Below are 15,503 nucleotides of genomic sequence, written 5' to 3'. Positions count from 1 at the left end.
CATTTCGTTACTCTGGCGTGAAGCTGCCCCAAAGCGCCTGGCGTACGCTCGCGGCGGAATCGTTCCAACCGTAGTCGGGGGACGTGACGGTGATCGAGTACGCCCGGTCGTCGACCTCGAGGTAGCGGGTCAGCCGATGCATGGTGACCTGGCTGGAATCGGTGTACGTGTACTCCCAGTCGGCGGCCGGCCAGCGGTAGTCGGCCGCGCTCAGGTTCACCTGCGTGTAGTCGTCGTACTTGGCCTGCTGCTCCGCCACCCTGAGCGCGGGCAGACCGCCGTCGGAGATCGTGCGGACCACGATCGTCTGCGCGCTGTCCTTGGGGCCGGAGAACGTGGTGGCGCCCGACTTCGAGGCCACCGTCCACTCCTTCGGCACGGCGATGGAGACGCCGCCGCCGGACAGGGTCTGGTACCCCTTGGGCGTCACGAAGTCGTCCTCGGCGCCGCCGTCCTTCCCGCCTTCCCCGCCCGCGTCTCCGGCCTTCACCGGGGCGGAGCTCGGCTCTCCGGCGGACCGGACGCCCTGGTCGCCGGAGCCGCCGGGAAGCACCAGGAGGACGACCGCGACGATCACGCCGATGACCGCGACCGCCGCCACGGCGATCAGCGCGGTGGAGCGGCTGCCCCGCTCGCCGGACGGCTTCTGGCCCTCGGCGCGGCGGCGCCCTCCGGACCGGCTCGCACCCCTGCCCCGGCCGTCGCTCCCGATGGCTTCGGCGGTCCCGTTGCTCCCGGCGCCGGAGTTGTCGGCGCCCGTGGAGTTCCTGGAGCTCCTGGAACCCCTCGACCCGGAGCCCGGGTCCGGCTCGGGCTTGCTGTGCGCGCCCTCGACGCGCCTCCTGACCCGCCCGGGGCCGGTCGCGAAGGGGTCGTCCGGGTCGATGCCCGGATCCCGCCCCAGGCGGCCGGGAAGGTCGGAGGGGGCGGGAGCGGGCCACATCGCGTCGGCCCTGCGTTCCGGCGCGTGCGTGGATCCCGACGGGGAGGTCAGCGGGTCGAACGGCGGCGCGGACCCGAACAGCGGCGCGGAGCCGAACGGGACGGAGGCGCCGTCCGTGCCGTGCCGTACGGGGGGAGCGAGAGGCGCCGAGAGCGGGTCGCGCGTCGGCGTGGCGTGTCCGCCGGTGGCGTCCGTCGTGCCCGGCCGGGCCGGGGAGCCGCCGTCCACGCGGTGGGCGCCGGAGGTCTGCGCGGCGGAGTACCCGCCCGAGGGGCTCGCCATCGGATCGAACGGAACGCGGATCGGGCCCGACGGCGTCTCGATGATGCGCGACGGCAGCGGTCCGGAGGGCATGTCCAGCGGCGGCAGCAACTGTGCGGGAGTGGAGTCCTGCGGGGTCGGCATCGCGCCCCGGCTCCCGGGCGTCGTGATCCCCGCTCCGTGGCTCTGCAGGACGCGTTCCAGCATGTCCGCGACCTGCGCGGCCCCGATCCGGTCGGCGGGGTTCTTGCGGAGCAGGCCCTCGATGACGGGCAACAGGGTTCCGGCGCGCTGCGGCCGGGCCGGTTCCCGCGTGAGCACGGCGCCGAGCACGGCCACCGCGTCCGGCCCCTCGTACGGCGGGCGGCCCTCGACGGCGGCGTAGAGGGTGGCGCCGAACGACCACAGGTCCGCCGCGTGCGTGATCGGGCGGCCCTGGAGCCGCTCCGGCGGGATGTAGGCGGGTGATCCCATCAGCAGGCCGGTCTGGGTGATCGTGACGTCGCCCTCGATCGCGGCGATGCCGAAGTCGGTGAGCACCACCCGGTCGGCGGTGAGCAGCACGTTGCCCGGCTTGACGTCACGGTGCAGGATCCCGGCCGCGTGCGCGTGGCGCAGCGCGTCCAGCACGCGGATGCCGATCTCGGCGGCCTGCACGACGGGCAGCGGCCCGCTCTGCCGTACGGCCTGCTCCAGGGACCAGGCGCGGACCAGTTCCATGACGATCCAGGGGCGCCCGTCCTCCTCCACGACGTCGTGGACGGTGACGATGCCCGGGTGGCTGAGCCGTGCCGCCGAACGCGCCTCGCGCAACATGCGCTGGTGGGCGCCGTGGGTGCCCGCCTGGTCGAGACCGAACGGCAGGATGAGCTCCTTGACCGCGACGTCACGGTCGAGCAGGACGTCATGGGCGTGCCAGACCATGCCCATGCCGCCGCGGCCGACCGGTGAGAGGAGGCGGTAACGCCTCCCGACGAGCCGTCCCTGCCCCTCGGGCACCGGTCCGGCCGTACTTCCTCCGATGGGACCCTGACCCTCCGGCATGGAGGGGACCATACCGAGCAAGCGATCGGTTGTCATGCGCTGGTCCCCAATTCTGGCTCAGTCCGCACAAATCCCCCCAAGACCCGATCCGCGCGAATTCACAAGATATGTGAGGTTGGCAACCGATATTAGGGTCAATCCAGGGTCAAAGGGAATTCATGCCTTCGCCAGGGCCTCCAGCGCGGCGGTGAACGCCTCCACGGGAGGACTGACCAGACCCGCTCCGACCTGGCCTGTTCCCGCGACGCGACCGGCGATACCGGTGTTGACGACCGGAAGCACGCCGGTACGCGCGACGAGGGTGACGTCGACGCCCACCGGAGTGCCGCGGAACCCGAGCCCCGGGATCTGGTACGCCGGATGCTCCGCCAGGGTGATCTCGTACATCGAGGTCGTCGCCGCGACGGCGTCCGACACGTCACCGCCGACGAAGCGCACGATCGCCGGCGCGGCCGCCATGGCGAAGCCGCCCAGCCCCGTCGTCTCCGTGATCGTGGAGTCGCCGATGTCCGGGTTGGCGTCCGCCGGGCCGTACGCGCCGAGGTAGAGGCCGTCGGGAACCCCGGCGGGGCCGGTGAACCAGCGGTCCCCGAGCCCGGAAACCTGGATTCCGAAATCGGTCCCATTGCGCGCCATCGCCACCACGAGGCTGGAGCCGGGCACATCTCTCGCGGCGTCGGCGCTCACTTTCGCCGCCGCCATTCCCGCGTTCAGGAAAAAATGATCGTTTCCATTGATAAATCGCAACACCTCCGCGGCGTGCTCGGGCGCGGCCTCCACGATGGCGGGCGCCAGCTCGCGCACCATCAGCGAGGTGGCCGCGCGGTTGCGGTTGTGGAGCTCGTCGCCCATCTGCAGGGCCTGCGCGACCAGGGCGCGCAGGTCGAGCGGCCCGCTCCTGTCCAGCGCCGCCCGGATCGCCGGGCCCAGCACGTCGCCCATCCAGCGCAGCCGGTCGATCACCTCCGGGCCGTACGCGCCGTACCGCAGCACCTTGCCCAGGCCCTCGTTCAGCGAGCAGTACGCGGTGCCGCCGTGTTCGGCGTCCGTGACCTCCAGCATCCACATCGAGGGGCTGACCAGGCCCGCCATCGGCCCGACCGTCCGGTGATGGTGGCAGGAGTCGAGCGTGATGCCGGACCCCGCGGCCAGCCGGTCCTCCGCGTCCTTCGGAGAGGAGGCGAGTCCCTCGAAGAGCATCGCGCCGATCAGGGCACCCCGCATGGGGCCGGAGGCGCGCTCCCAGGTGATCGGCGGCCCCGCGTGCAGGAACGTGCCGGGTTCCAGGCCGAGGACGTCACGGGCCGGGCGTACGCCGACGAGCATGGGCCGGGCGGACACCATCCGGCCGACGGCGGTCGCGTTGGCCCGCTCCCTGCGCGGATCGGCGAGCACCCGGGCCAGGGCGGCGGCGGTGCCGGGGAGAGGCGGGCGCCAGTCGACCTCGATCCTCGCCACGGCCTGCTGGTCCAGCGCCTCGCCGAGCACCGCGGTCCCGGCCGTGATCACGTGGGGCTCACGGCTCAGCATCGACAGCGTCATCGAGGTCATCGGGCTCCTATCGGGTCGGTTCGCGTCTCGGAGGTTCGCGTCTCAGGGGATCGCGTCTCAGGGGATCGCGTCTCAGGGGTTCGCGCCGTAGAGGGGCGCGTCTCCAGGGGTCGCACGGGGACGGCGGTCTCAGGCGCCGGCGTGAGCGCGCGCGAGCTCACGCGCGTGGCGCGCGGCCGCCGCGTTGGACGTGAACACCGCGGCGCCCGCCTCGTTCAGCCGGGCCGCCTGGGCGCGCAGGCCCTGCGGGTCGCCGTCCGTGCCGACGAGCGCGACCACCACGGCGACGCCGCGCTCGCGCGCCCGCGCGACGCCCGGCGCCAGCCGTGCGGACGGATCCGGGTCGGCGCCCTGCCCCAGCACCACGTCGAGGAGGACCACCCCCGACTCGACGGCGTCCAGCGCCTCCAGGCGGAGCGTCGGGTCGATCATCGGGTGGGCGCGGCCCCGCGTGTACTCGTCGTCGCCGAAGTCGGTGAACTCGCCCGTCCCGGCGATCAGGGCGGCCTCGGTGCAGAGCGTGCCGCCCGAGTACAGCCCGCGCAGCGGCCCCCGTACCGCGTCGCCGGCCGGTCCGGATGCGCCCTCCGAGGCGGCGTGCTCCGCCGGCGACGCGGGCCACGCGGGCCATGCGGGCCATGCGGGCCATGCGGGCACCTCGTGACCGAGGGCGCCCAGCACCCGCTCCACGGCGGTCGTGAGGTCGTCCTGGCCCGGCCCGAGCAGCGCCGCGACGACCTTCGTGCCGAGCCCCAGATCCTGTACGGCCCGCGCCACCTCGGCGGCGGGCGGCTTGGAGACGAGCACGATCAGCTCGGTGGCGGGGTCGGCGTCGAGGGCGCGCAGGGCCTGGATCGTCGAGCGCCCGCCCACCTCGGCCGACAGGTCGCGCCCGCCCACCCCGAGCAGGTGGCTCACGCCCACGCCGGCCAGGTCGAGCAGGCTCGTCACCTGCTGCGCTCCCGTACCCGAGGCGGCCACGACGCCGACCGGGCCCGGCCGGAGCACGTTGGCGAAGCCGAGCCCCGCGCCGCCGATCACGGCGGTCCCGCAGTCGGGCCCCATCACGAGAACGCCCTGCTCCCGCGCGCGGTCCTTGAGGAGGATCTCCTGCTCGACCGGGACGTTGTCACTGAAGATCATGACGGAGATCCCCGCCTCGACGGCGTCGACGGCCTCCAGGAAGGCGTACTCCCCGGGCACGCTCACCAGGGCGACCGTCGCGTCCCCGGCCCGTGCCGCCGCGCGAGCCGCCGACCGCGTGGTGCGCGGGGGTGCTTCCTCCCTTCGCGAGCCGCTCGCCGCGCCCCGGGCCGCGAGCTGTCGCTCCAGCTCGCACGCGGCCTCCTGTACGGCGTCCTCCGACGAGGCCCTGATCGCGACGAGCAGATCGCCCGGCGTGGCCGGGGGCACCGAGAAGCCCGCGTCGCACGCCAGACCCACGTTGAGCTCGGTGGCCATCGCGACGATCGCGACGCTCACCCCTGGCCGCCCGGCAAGCGCCTGGCTGACCCGCATCAGGCTCACCGAGTCGTGGTAGATCCCCGCGCGTACTTCCACCAGATCGTTCAAGGACGCTTCCTCCCGCGGCTTCCGGCGCTGAATGCCGTGCTGAATGCCGTGCTGCCCGATGCGCTACCTGCTGTGCTGATCGCCGTCCCGCCTGCCGTGCCGATCTCCGTGCCGATCTCCGTGCCGATCTCCGCGCCGATGTCCAGGCCGTTCTCCGAACCGCAGGAACGGCCCGCGGGCCACGAACGCAGCGCGAGGACGGCGGCCAGGCCCGTGCGCACGCCCCAGGCGAGGTCGGCGCCGGAGGTGTGCCCGAGGCGCAGCAGGCGGTGCACCGCCGAGTCGAGCGGCTGCTGTCCCGCGATGCCGCGCAACACGCCGAGCACCTCCGAACTGGCCTCGCCGCGCGCCGCGCAGTGGAGCAGCGTGGCGGAGATGGGCGTCGTCCGCGCGCGGGCGTCGTAGGTCACCGCCGCGGCCAGCCAGTCGGCCAGCCACACGGCGCGCGGGGCGGCCGCGGCGAGGCCCAGATGGCGCAGCGTCACCAGCAGCCCGCACATCATGTCGTCGCCGCTGGGCGTCAGCCCCGGCCCGAGACCGAGTAGTCGTTCCGCCGCCATGACGCCGTCCACGAGGGAACCCGACCGGCACCCGGCGGAGAGCAGCCCGGGGGCGCCGGTGACGTCCAGGCCCGGCTGCCGCTGCGCCCGTACGCAGATGTCGTCGAGTAGCGGCAAGGCCCGCGCGAGGCGGGCCGGATCGGCGGCGCCGAGCGGCGGCGCCGGATCCCACCAGCGCCGGACCCGCACAGCGACGCCGCCCAGTCCGATGGAGCCCTCCCCGACCCAGCACTCGTCCCCCAGGGGAAGACGGTCGAGCGGCCCGGACAGCACCACCGCGTTGGGCAGGCGGGTGGCCTCCCCGCTGACCAGGGCGATGACGTGCGGCTCCCACTCGCTCCTGACCTCCAGATAGACGGCGAGCGGGAACGCCGCCAGCACGCGGGCGGGACGGCGCGGTGATTCGAGCGCCGGGCGCAGCGCGACGCTGGCGGCCCCCCCGATCTGGGTGCGACCTCCCACGCCTCCCGGCGGACGTGCCGGGGAGCGCCGCGCTCTCGGACGTGTGTCGACAGTCATCGAACCTCCCCGTTGAGCGCGTCAGAGCCGACGCTAGAACGCCGCCCCTGAGCTCCGTACGGAGAAAGCTGCCAACAGTGGGCCAAATGCTTGGCTCTTCCTGACAGTCGGATTGTTCGGCACAATCGGCCTGAGCCGTACATATCCCCCGAAGCTCAACCCCGGAGCGCACGATGACGATCGACCCCGCCGCGCCGGCGATGAGGCTGGCCAGCACAGGAACCATCCTCCACGGCGTGTCCGTCGGGGAGGTGCTGGGCGTGTCGACGCTGGCGGACGCCCGTCTCATCGCGGGAAAGCGCGGCCTCGACCGCATCGTGCAGCGCCTCAACGTCATGGAGGTGCCCGACATCCTGGCCTGGGTGAAACCGCACGAGCTGCTGCTCACCACGGGCTATCCGCTGCGCAACACTCCACAGTCGCTGGACCGGCTGGTGGCGGATCTCGACGAACGCGGGCTGGCCGCGCTGGCGATCAAGCTTGGGCGGTACCTCGACGAGCTGCCGGAGGAGATGGTCGAGCAGGCCGACAGGCTCGGGTTCCCCCTGATCCTGCTTCCCAACGACGTGGGCTTCGACGACATCCTCAACCAGGTGCTCACCGACATCCTGAACCGCCAGGCCGGGCTCCTGGCCAGGGCCGAGGAGGCGCACCGGGCGCTGGTCCAGATCGTGCTCGCCGGGGGCGGAATGCGCGAGGTCACCGCCGAGGTCGCCGGGCTGCTCGACGTGGCCGTCGCCGCGCTGGACGCCGGAGGCCAGATCCTGGCCTCGGCCGGTGACGCCGGGCAGGTGGCGGCGCTGCGCGAGACCTGCCTCACCGTGGGAGCGCCTCCGGAACAGCCGTCACCGGGCACGCGGGTACCGTCCAGCTCCATCGCGCCGGTCATGGCGTCCGACGGGCATCACGCCGTGGTGCCGGTCGTGGCGGGCGGGCACCATCACGGCAGGATCGTGGCGTTCAGCGCCTCCGGCGCGTTGACCCCGAGCGACATCGGCATCCTGGAGCGCGCCGCCACGGTCGCCGCCCTCGTCGTGACCAAGCAGGAGGCGGTGACCGCCGTCGAGAGCAAGTACCGCGCCGACTTCCTGCGCGACGTGCTCACGGGCAGGGGCGGCACCCGGGTCGCCGAGCGCGCCCGCGCGTTCGGCTGGGACCTGGAACGCCCGGTCAGCGTCCTGGTCGCCGAGATCGACCCGGACGCCGAGGAGCGCCCCGCCCAGGACCGCATGCTCACCGCCTGGCAGTCCGCCGTTCGCAGGTACGACCCGCGCGGCGCGGTGGCCGGGTTCTCCCACGAGGTCGTCGCCGTCGTCGGAGCGGGGATCGACACCATCCGGCTGGCAAGGGACGCCCTCGCCGCCGTCTCCGACTGCACGTTCTCCACCGGCCTGAGCCGGGTCGCCGGGGGCGCCGACCTGCTCCCCGGCGCGTACGGCCAGGCGCTCAAGGCCGCGCGGGTCGGTCGGCAGCTGCACGGCGGCGGCGCGGTCGCGCACTTCGACGAGCTGGGCGTCTACCGGCTGCTCTCGCTGGTGAACGACACGGATGAGCTGCACGCCTTCGTCCGTGAGACGCTCGGGTCGCTCGCCGGGGACGACGACGTGGAGAACGCGGACCTGCGCCGGACGCTCCAGGTGTTGCTGGAGACCAATCTCAACGTCGCGGAGACCGCCCGGAGGCTGCACTTCCACTACAACACCCTGCGCTACCGCATCGGGAAGCTGGAGCGGATGCTCGGCAACTTCACCGAGGACGCTCACCTGCGGCTCAACCTGACCCTCGCGCTGCACGTCCTGCGCATGCGCGGCATCTGAGCCGCGCGTCTGGCCGGTACCGCTCAGTCGTACGGCTGAACCGTCGGCTGAGCCGTACCGCGCGGCGGGGACGTCCTAAGCTGGCGCGGTGAAAGAGACATTCGAGCTGAACGACGACTACATCCCGCTCTGCGACCTGCTCAAGTACTGCTATGTCACGGACTCGGGCGGGGCGGCCAAGCACTTCATCGCCGAGGGGAACGTCCGGGTGGACGGCGCGGTCGAGTTGCGCAAGGCGTGCAAGATCCGGGCCGGCCAGGTCGTCACCGGCGAGGGCTTCGAGATCCGCGTCGTCGCCGCCTCGTGACCGGGCGCGTCCACCCGTTGACGGCGTGATGTGACGTTCACCGCCCCGCCCGGCGCCCGGTGCGCAACATGACTGCTGCGGATCGCCTCTGGTTTGGCACAAGATGCCCGTGTGTAATGGGAATCGCGGGCCTAATGTGCCCGCAAAGCAGTGCCGCGCTGGAAGCCCGCGGGGTGGCCACCGGACGTCGGCCCAGGTAAAAGAGGGGCTTGCATGGCTTTCGGCTGGAAGTTGCATGGCGACGGGAAGAACCTGCCACCGGGCGAGGTGGTAAAACCCGACGAAAGACTGAGCTGGCCGCGCATGGTCGGCTTCGGCGCCCAGCACGTGATCGCGATGTTCGGCGCGACGTTCGTCTTCCCCCTGGTCATGGGGTTGGACCCGAACGTGGCCGTGATGATGTCCGGTGTCTCGACGATCCTGTTCCTGCTCATCGTGCAGGGCAAGATCCCCAGCTACCTCGGCACGAGCGCGTCGTTCGTCGGCGGCGTGGTCGCGATTCGCGCCGCGCAGGGGGACAGCGCCACGGTCACCGGCGCGATCCTGATAGCGGGTGTCGTGCTCGCCCTGTGCGGCGTCGCGATCCACTACCTCGGCGTACAGATCATCCACAAGATCTTCCCGCCGGTCGTCACCGGCGCGGTGGTCATGCTGATCGGGTTCGGCCTGGCCTACGTCGTCGCCGACGTCTATTGGCCGCAGGACCACTGGATCGCCCTGATCACCATGCTGGCGACCTTCCTGATCATTGTGCTGTTCCGGGGGTTCATCGGCCGGATCGGCATCCTGCTCGGCCTGCTCTTCGGGTTCGTCCTCTCTTGGGGCGCGGACAAGGTCTTCGGGAACATCACCGCGTACAACGCGGGCACCGGGCAGATCGACACACATCCGCGGGTGAGCTTCGACGCGGTGGCGAGCGCGGACTGGATCGGGCTGCCGAGCTTCCACGCCCCCGACTTCAAGGTCTCGGCCATCGTCCTCGTGCTGCCCGCGGTCATCGCGCTCATCGCGGAGAACGTCGGCCACGTCAAGGCCGTGGGCGAGATGACCGGCGCCGACGTCGACCCGTACATGGGCCGGGCGGTCGCCGCCGACGGCGCGGCCACCGTCATCGCCTCCGCGGTCGGCGGCTCGCCCACCACCACGTACGCCGAGAACATCGGCGTCATGGCGGCGACCCGGGTCTACTCGACCGCCGCCTACTACGTCGCCGCCGTCATCGCGATCCTGTTCGGCCTGTGCCCGAAGTTCGGCGCGCTCGTCGCCGCCACGCCGGGCGGCGTGCTCGGCGGCATCACCGTCATCCTGTACGGCATGATCGGCCTGCTGGGCGCGAAGATCTGGATCGAGAACCGGGTGGACTTCTCCGACCCGGTGAACATGGTGCCGATCGGCGCCGGGATCATCCTCGCGATCGGCCCGGTCACCCACCAGATCGCCGGAGACTTCGCGCTGGCCGGCATCGCCCTGGGCACCATCGTGGCGCTCGGCGGCTACCACCTGCTCCGTGCCCTCGCGCGCGGCCCGAGGAAGGAGGTCTCCGGTGGGGAGATCGGATTCGAGAGGGATGCCGCGACCTGACCTGCCGCCGGGGTCCCCGCGGCAGGCTCCACCACTTCGGAGTAAGACGACCACGTGAAACCACCTCCGTTCGACTACCACGCCCCCGTCTCGGTGGATGAGGCCCTTGAGGCCCTCGCCGAGGCGGGGCCGCACGGCAAGGTCCTGGCCGGAGGCCAGAGCCTGATCCCGCTGCTCAACATGCGGCTGGTGGCGCCGTCCCAGCTCGTCGACATCAACCGCGTCGGCGAGCTGGACACGCTCACCGCCGACGCGGGCGGCGTCCGAGTGGGGGCGCTGGCCCGGCACGCGACCGTCGAGCGCTCGGCCGAGGCCGCGGCGGTCCAGCCGCTCCTCCGCCAGGCGCTCGCGCTGGTCGCGCACCCCGTGATCAGGAACCGGGGGACCGTGGTCGGCAGCCTCGTGCACGCCGACCCGTCCGCCGAGATGCCCGCGGCCCTCGCCCTCCTCGGCGGGTCCGTACGGCTCGCGCGGCTCGGCGGCGAGCGCGAGGTCGCGGCGGCGGACTTCTTCATCGGGCCGATGGAATCGGCGATCGAACCGGGTGAGCTCGCGGTGTCCGCGTTTTTCCCGGCGCTTCCGCCGCGTTCGGGCACCGCGTTCCGCGAGGTCGCCCGGCGGCACGGCGACTACGCCGTGGCGGGCATGGCCGCGCTCGTCACCCTGGACGAGGACCTGCGGATCGTCTCCGCCCGGGTCGCCTGCGTCAGCGTCGGCCCGGGACCGGTGGTCGTCGACGTCTCCGACGCCTGCGGCAGGCGACCCGCGGCATCCGTCCCCTGGGACGCGGTCACCGCGGCCGTACGGGATCGGATCGATCCCGATGAGGACATCCACGCGACGGCCGAGTACCGGCGGCATCTCACCGGAGTGCTGGCGGAGCGGGCGCTCAAGGACGCCGCGAGGAACGCGGTAACGGAGGCCGCTCATGAGTGACGCAACCACCCGATACGCCATCACGCTCGTGGTCAACGGCGTGGTCAGGGAGGCGGAGGTGCCCGCGCGGCGCCTGCTGTCCGACTGCCTCCGGCACGACCTTGGACTGACCGGCACGCACGTCGGCTGCGAGCACGGCGTCTGCGGAGCGTGCACGGTGCTGCTCGACGGCGAGCCCGTACGGTCCTGCCTGACGTTCGCCGTCACGGTCGACGGCCACGAGATCACCACGGTGGAGGGTCTCGCCAGGGACGGCGAGCCGTCTCCCGTGCAGCGGGCCTTCACCGAATGCCACGGCCTCCAGTGCGGCTTCTGCACTCCGGGCTTCCTCTGTACGGCGACCGCGTTCCTGCGGGAGAACCCGACGCCGACCGACGAGGAGGTGCTGGAGGCCGTCTCCGGCAACCTGTGCCGGTGCACCGGCTACCAGAACATCGTCAAGGCCGTGCACCGGGCCGCGGAGATCCAGGCGGAGCTCCCGACGGAGCCCCAGCCGGGGCTGCTCCGGGCGGAGAACGGGTCCGGCGATTCAGGGGAGCGAGGGAACACGCCGTGACGACGAAGCTCTTCGGCGAACCGGTCCGCCGGCGCGAGGACGCCCGGCTGGTCACCGGCCAGGGCCGCTACCTGGACGACCTCGGGCCGGGCGCGTTGGCCGCCGCCTTCGTCCGGTCGCCCCACGCGCACGCCCGCATCCGCGACATCGACGTCTCGGCCGCGCTGGACGTGGACGGCCTGGTCGCGATCTACACATGGGAGGACCTGCCCGGGGCGCTGGCCGAGCCGCTGCCGCTGCTGATCCCGCACCCGGCGCTGACCCACGGCCGTACGGCCTACCCGCTGGCCAAGGACGTCGTGCGGCACGTCGGCGAGCCCATCGTGATGGTGGTCGCCGAGGACCGCTACATCGCCGAGGACGCCTGCGCGCTGATCGACATCGAGTACGAGTTCCTCAAGCCGGTCGTCGGCGTCGAGGAGGCCGTCCAGGGTGTCCACCTGGTCCACGAGGACGTGCCCGGCAACGTGGGCGCGCACATGGTGCAGGAGGTCCCGTCCAGGGACGGCAGGTCGGCGGCCGAGGCCATCGCCGCCGCGCCGCACACCCTGGAGTTCCGGCTCGACATCGAACGCAGCGCGTGCATGCCGCTGGAAGGCAAGGGCGTGTACGCCCGCTGGGACGCCGACGACCAGTCGCTGCGGGTCTACTCGTCCACCCAGACGTCCACCAGCGTGCGGATGGCGGTCGCGGCCAAGCTCGGCCTGCCGCTGCCCAAGGTCGAGGTGATCGCGCCCGACGTCGGCGGCGGCTTCGGCGTGAAGATCGTGCACCCATGGCCGGAGGAGATCCTCATCCCCTGGGCGGCCCGGCTGCTCGACCGGGAGATCAAGTGGACCGAGGACCGGCGGGAGCACTTCGTCTCGTCGGCCCACGAGCGGGCCCAGGTGCAGCACGTCAGGGTCGGCTTCGACGACGAGGGCCGCGTCCTCGGCCTCGACGTGACCATCCTGCACGACAACGGCGCGTACACGCCGTACGGGATCATCGTGCCGATCATCACCTCCACCCAGCTCCTCGGGCCGTACAAGATCGGTGCCTACCGGGTGGAGTTCTCCTCGATCTACACCAACACGGTGCAGGTCACGCCGTACCGGGGGGCGGGGCGCCCGCAGGGCGTGTTCTGCATGGAGCGGACGATGGACCGCATCGCCGCCTATCTGGGGCGGGACCGGACCGAGGTGAGGGCGGCCAACTTCATCGGGCCGGACGAGTTCCCCTACGACCAGGGCCTGATCTTCCAGGACGGCCGCCCGCTGATCTACGACAGCGGGAACTACCCCGAGTCGCTGCGGATGCTCAAGGAGTTGATCGGCTGGGACTCCTTCCCCGAGATGAAGGCGCGGGCCGCGGCCGAGGGCCGCCGGATCGGTATCGGCGTCGGCTGCTACGTCGAGGGCACCGGCGTCGGCCCGTACGAGGGGGGCCACGTGCAGGTCACCTCCGACGGCCGGGTGCACGTCTCGACCGGCCTGACCTCGCAGGGCCAGGGCCACGAGACCGTGTTCGCGCAGATCGCGGCCACCGAGTTGGGTGTGCCGATCGAGAAGGTCTCCGTCGTCACCGGCGACACCCGCCGCTTCGGGTACGCCGTGGGGACCTTCGCCTCGCGCGCCGCGGTGATGAGCGGCAACGCCATCGCGCTCGCCTGCCGCAAGGTCCGCGAGAAGGCGCTGCGTATCGCCGCGGACGCTCTGGAGGCCGACCCGCGCGACCTGGAGATCACCGACGGGATCGTCCACGTCGCCGGAACGCCGTCCGCGTCGATCCCTCTCGCCACCGTCGCCGTGCTGTCCAACCCGCTGCGGTACGCCTTCGACGAGGAGACCAAGCGCGCCACCCAGTTCTCCGGCGCGTCGTCGATGGACCGTCCCCCGGTGGACGAGGGGGAGGAACCGGGACTGGAGGGGCGGGACTACTACTCGCCGATCAGGTCGACGTTCGCCTCCGGCATGCACGCCGCGATCGTGGAGACGGACCCGGAGACCGCCGAGATCACGATCCTCAGGTACGCCGTCGTCCACGACTGCGGCAAGCTGATCAATCCGATGATCGTCGAGGGGCAGATCCACGGCGGCGTCGCCCAGGGAGTGGGCGGGGCGCTGTACGAGAAGATGGTCTACGACGAGTACGGCCAGTTGCTGAACGCCTCGTTCATGGACTTCCTCATGCCGTACGCGACCGAGGTGCCGCACATCGAGACCGCCCACCTGGAGACGCCCTCGCCGCTCAATCCCCTGGGTATCAAGGGGGCGGGAGAGGCCGGGGTCATCCCGGTGTCCGCCGTGATCGCCTCAGCCGTCGAGGACGCGGAGGCCATCCCCATCGACCGGATGCCCATCTCTCCCTCCGACCTGCACACCCTGCGCCTGCGGCTCGCCCGGTAAGGAGGGATGCATCGCGAGGCGGCTCGACCTTCAGCGAACCAGCCCGAACACGAGATGGAGCGCTTCGTCGATTTCGAGCGGTTCGGCAGGGGAAAGCCGCCCGGCGAAGGAGCCGAGCCGCTCCGGCGCGACCGAAGCGGTTTCCAGCATGACCCGCGTCGACTTGCCCAGTAGTTCGATCTCGGGACGGAAGGACGTGGGACGCGCGCTGGTGGACGTCGGAGCGACAAGCAGTGTCGAGAGGGCCGGAATGAAGTCGGACTGGATCACCACGGCGAACCGCTCGCCGCTCTGCTCGTGCTTCAGGGCTTTTGCGGACGATCCGTGGGCGTTCGCGTGCGCTTCGTGCTCACCGGGTGGTGAGCCGACGCCGCATCCGCGCGACCGAGGCGGCCGGCTCGGTCGCGCGGGCATGATCCTGTTCGGGCGTGTCGCCTAATGAGCGGAAATGTCCGCGGTGAGGCGCTTGCGGAACACCCAGTAGGTCCACGCCTGGTAGGCGAGCACGCCGGGGAGCGCGATCAGGCCGATCCAGGTCAGCATCGTCAACGTGTACGGCGCGGAGGCGGCCTCGGCCAGCGTGAGACCCGGCAGAGGCGCGGGCCACAGGGCGCCGAACAGCGCGGCCGTGGTCAGCCCGATCGACGACGCCGTGGCGGTGAACGCCCAGCCCTCGCGGCGCCGCCAGACGAGGGCCACGCCTGCCGTCAGGGCCGCCATCGCGAGGAGCGCGCAGGCCCACAGCCAGGGGGAGGCGGACCAGCTCGGGACGTCCATCGCCGATCCGGGGACGGAGGGCAGCGCGATGATGCCCACCGGGACGGCGACGGCGGCGGCGGCCAGGGCGGCGTTCCGGGCGCGGGCGCGGACCGGTCCCGACGTCTTCAACGTCACGAACACCGCACCGTGCAGGATCGCGACCGACAGGGACAGCAGGCCGCCGAGGACGGTCGCGAGCGCCGTGTCGTACAGGAGGTTGCCGAAGACCGCGCCCCACAGGAAGGCGGTGAGGACGCTGCCGGTCACGATCCCGGCGTCGCACAGCGCGCGTTCCGCTCCTGAGCGGACCTTGCCGCGCCACTCCAGGCCGACCCCGCGCACGATCAGGCCGACCACGATGAGGAACATCGGCAGGTAGAAGGTGCTGAGCAGGCCCGAATACCACGCGGGGAAGGCGGCGAACATCGCGCCGATCGCGGTGATGACCCACACCTCGTTGCCGTCCCAGACGGGCCCGATCGTGCCGAGGACCTGACGGCGGTCGGCCTCCGACCGCGACAGCAAGGGGAGCAGCGCCCCCACGCCGAAGTCGAACCCTTCCAGCACGAAGTAGCCCGTCCAGAGGAACGCGATCACTATGAACCAGAACGTCGTCATGGTGGGTCTCCTCAGTACATGAGGGTCGGCGTGCGCCGTACCACGTCGGGGTCGGCCTGGAGTGGCGCGGCAAGGTCCGCTCAGGAGCGGAA

At 71.9% G+C, this 15,503-nt stretch carries 12 protein-coding genes and 1 pseudogene; 7 read left to right on the top strand and 6 right to left on the bottom strand.

The window, feature by feature from the left end; all coding sequences use genetic code 11:
* Window positions 1-7: 7 nt before the first annotated feature.
* Window positions 8-2,248: a serine/threonine-protein kinase gene (locus IMZ11_RS18725; RefSeq protein WP_228643173.1), complete on the bottom strand. Its 2,241-nt coding sequence runs from the start codon at window positions 2,246-2,248 to the stop codon at window positions 8-10.
* Window positions 2,249-2,404: 156 nt separating this feature from the next.
* On the bottom strand, window positions 2,405-3,799 hold the full coding sequence (locus IMZ11_RS18720) for a DUF1116 domain-containing protein (protein ID WP_228643171.1): 1,395 nt from the start codon (window positions 3,797-3,799) through the stop codon (window positions 2,405-2,407).
* A 29-nt stretch (window positions 3,800-3,828) separates the two neighbouring features.
* On the opposite strand from IMZ11_RS18720, the pseudogene IMZ11_RS46720 reads away from it, so the two are divergent.
* A pseudogene (locus IMZ11_RS46720) lies at window positions 3,829-3,993 on the top strand (hypothetical protein); the annotation flags it as partial.
* Here the strand turns inward: IMZ11_RS46720 and IMZ11_RS18715 are convergent.
* Window positions 3,929-5,371, bottom strand: coding sequence for an FdrA family protein (locus IMZ11_RS18715; RefSeq protein WP_228643169.1), 1,443 nt, complete (start codon window positions 5,369-5,371; stop codon window positions 3,929-3,931). The pseudogene IMZ11_RS46720 and the gene IMZ11_RS18715 sit on opposite strands and share 65 nt — an antisense overlap.
* Window positions 5,368-6,393, bottom strand: coding sequence for a DUF2877 domain-containing protein (locus tag IMZ11_RS46255; protein ID WP_228643167.1), 1,026 nt, complete (start codon window positions 6,391-6,393; stop codon window positions 5,368-5,370). The genes IMZ11_RS18715 and IMZ11_RS46255 overlap by 4 nt, the downstream gene beginning before the upstream one ends.
* 230 nt (window positions 6,394-6,623) lie before the next feature.
* On the opposite strand from IMZ11_RS46255, the gene IMZ11_RS18705 reads away from it, so the two are divergent.
* From IMZ11_RS18705 to cutA, 6 genes are all read left to right on the top strand, one after another.
* Complete coding sequence (locus tag IMZ11_RS18705) at window positions 6,624-8,267, top strand: PucR family transcriptional regulator (RefSeq protein ID WP_228643165.1); 1,644 nt, start codon at window positions 6,624-6,626, stop codon at window positions 8,265-8,267.
* A gap of 88 nt (window positions 8,268-8,355) precedes the next feature.
* Window positions 8,356-8,574: an RNA-binding S4 domain-containing protein gene (locus tag IMZ11_RS18700; protein ID WP_228643163.1), complete on the top strand. Its 219-nt coding sequence runs from the start codon at window positions 8,356-8,358 to the stop codon at window positions 8,572-8,574.
* A gap of 213 nt (window positions 8,575-8,787) precedes the next feature.
* Window positions 8,788-10,155, top strand: coding sequence for a uracil-xanthine permease family protein (locus IMZ11_RS18695; protein WP_228643161.1), 1,368 nt, complete (start codon window positions 8,788-8,790; stop codon window positions 10,153-10,155).
* Between the two features lie 54 nt (window positions 10,156-10,209).
* The gene (locus IMZ11_RS18690) at window positions 10,210-11,091 is read left to right on the top strand and encodes a xanthine dehydrogenase family protein subunit M (protein ID WP_061255393.1); all 882 of its coding nucleotides are present in this window, start codon (window positions 10,210-10,212) and stop codon (window positions 11,089-11,091) included.
* A complete protein-coding gene (locus IMZ11_RS18685; RefSeq protein WP_228643159.1) occupies window positions 11,084-11,647 on the top strand; it encodes a (2Fe-2S)-binding protein in 564 nt (187 codons plus the stop codon). Before IMZ11_RS18690 ends, IMZ11_RS18685 begins: the two co-directional genes overlap by 8 nt.
* Entirely contained in the window at window positions 11,644-14,034 is a 2,391-nt protein-coding gene (gene cutA / locus IMZ11_RS18680; RefSeq protein ID WP_228643157.1) for an aerobic carbon-monoxide dehydrogenase large subunit, read from the top strand. The genes IMZ11_RS18685 and cutA overlap by 4 nt, the downstream gene beginning before the upstream one ends.
* Window positions 14,035-14,064: 30 nt before the next feature.
* On the opposite strand, the gene IMZ11_RS18675 is transcribed toward cutA, so the two are convergent.
* A complete protein-coding gene (locus IMZ11_RS18675) occupies window positions 14,065-14,448 on the bottom strand; it encodes a type II toxin-antitoxin system PemK/MazF family toxin (protein ID WP_228643155.1) in 384 nt (127 codons plus the stop codon).
* 21 nt (window positions 14,449-14,469) lie between these two features.
* Complete coding sequence (gene cydB / locus IMZ11_RS18670; RefSeq protein WP_228643152.1) at window positions 14,470-15,411, bottom strand: cytochrome d ubiquinol oxidase subunit II; 942 nt, start codon at window positions 15,409-15,411, stop codon at window positions 14,470-14,472.
* Between the last annotated feature and the right edge of the window lie 92 nt (window positions 15,412-15,503).

Origin of the sequence: Microtetraspora sp. AC03309 (genome assembly GCF_020826795.1) — a bacterium.
Classification (GTDB): Bacteria; Actinomycetota; Actinomycetes; order Streptosporangiales; family Streptosporangiaceae; genus Microtetraspora; species Microtetraspora glauca.
This window is presented reverse-complemented; position numbering and strand designations above follow the sequence as displayed.

What these genes read in the sequence shown, in the direction of transcription:
- IMZ11_RS18725 (WP_228643173.1), bottom strand. Translation starts at nt 2,248, where the DNA reads ATGCCGGAGGGTCAGGGTCCCATCGGAGGAAGTACGGCCGGACCGGTG.
- IMZ11_RS18720 (WP_228643171.1), bottom strand. Translation starts at nt 3,799, where the DNA reads ATGACCTCGATGACGCTGTCGATGCTGAGCCGTGAGCCCCACGTGATC.
- IMZ11_RS18705 (WP_228643165.1), top strand. Translation starts at nt 6,624, where the DNA reads ATGACGATCGACCCCGCCGCGCCGGCGATGAGGCTGGCCAGCACAGGA.
- IMZ11_RS18695 (WP_228643161.1), top strand. Translation starts at nt 8,788, where the DNA reads ATGGCTTTCGGCTGGAAGTTGCATGGCGACGGGAAGAACCTGCCACCG.
- IMZ11_RS18685 (WP_228643159.1), top strand. Translation starts at nt 11,084, where the DNA reads ATGAGTGACGCAACCACCCGATACGCCATCACGCTCGTGGTCAACGGC.
- IMZ11_RS18675 (WP_228643155.1), bottom strand. Translation starts at nt 14,448, where the DNA reads ATGCCCGCGCGACCGAGCCGGCCGCCTCGGTCGCGCGGATGCGGCGTC.
- cydB (WP_228643152.1), bottom strand. Translation starts at nt 15,411, where the DNA reads ATGACGACGTTCTGGTTCATAGTGATCGCGTTCCTCTGGACGGGCTAC.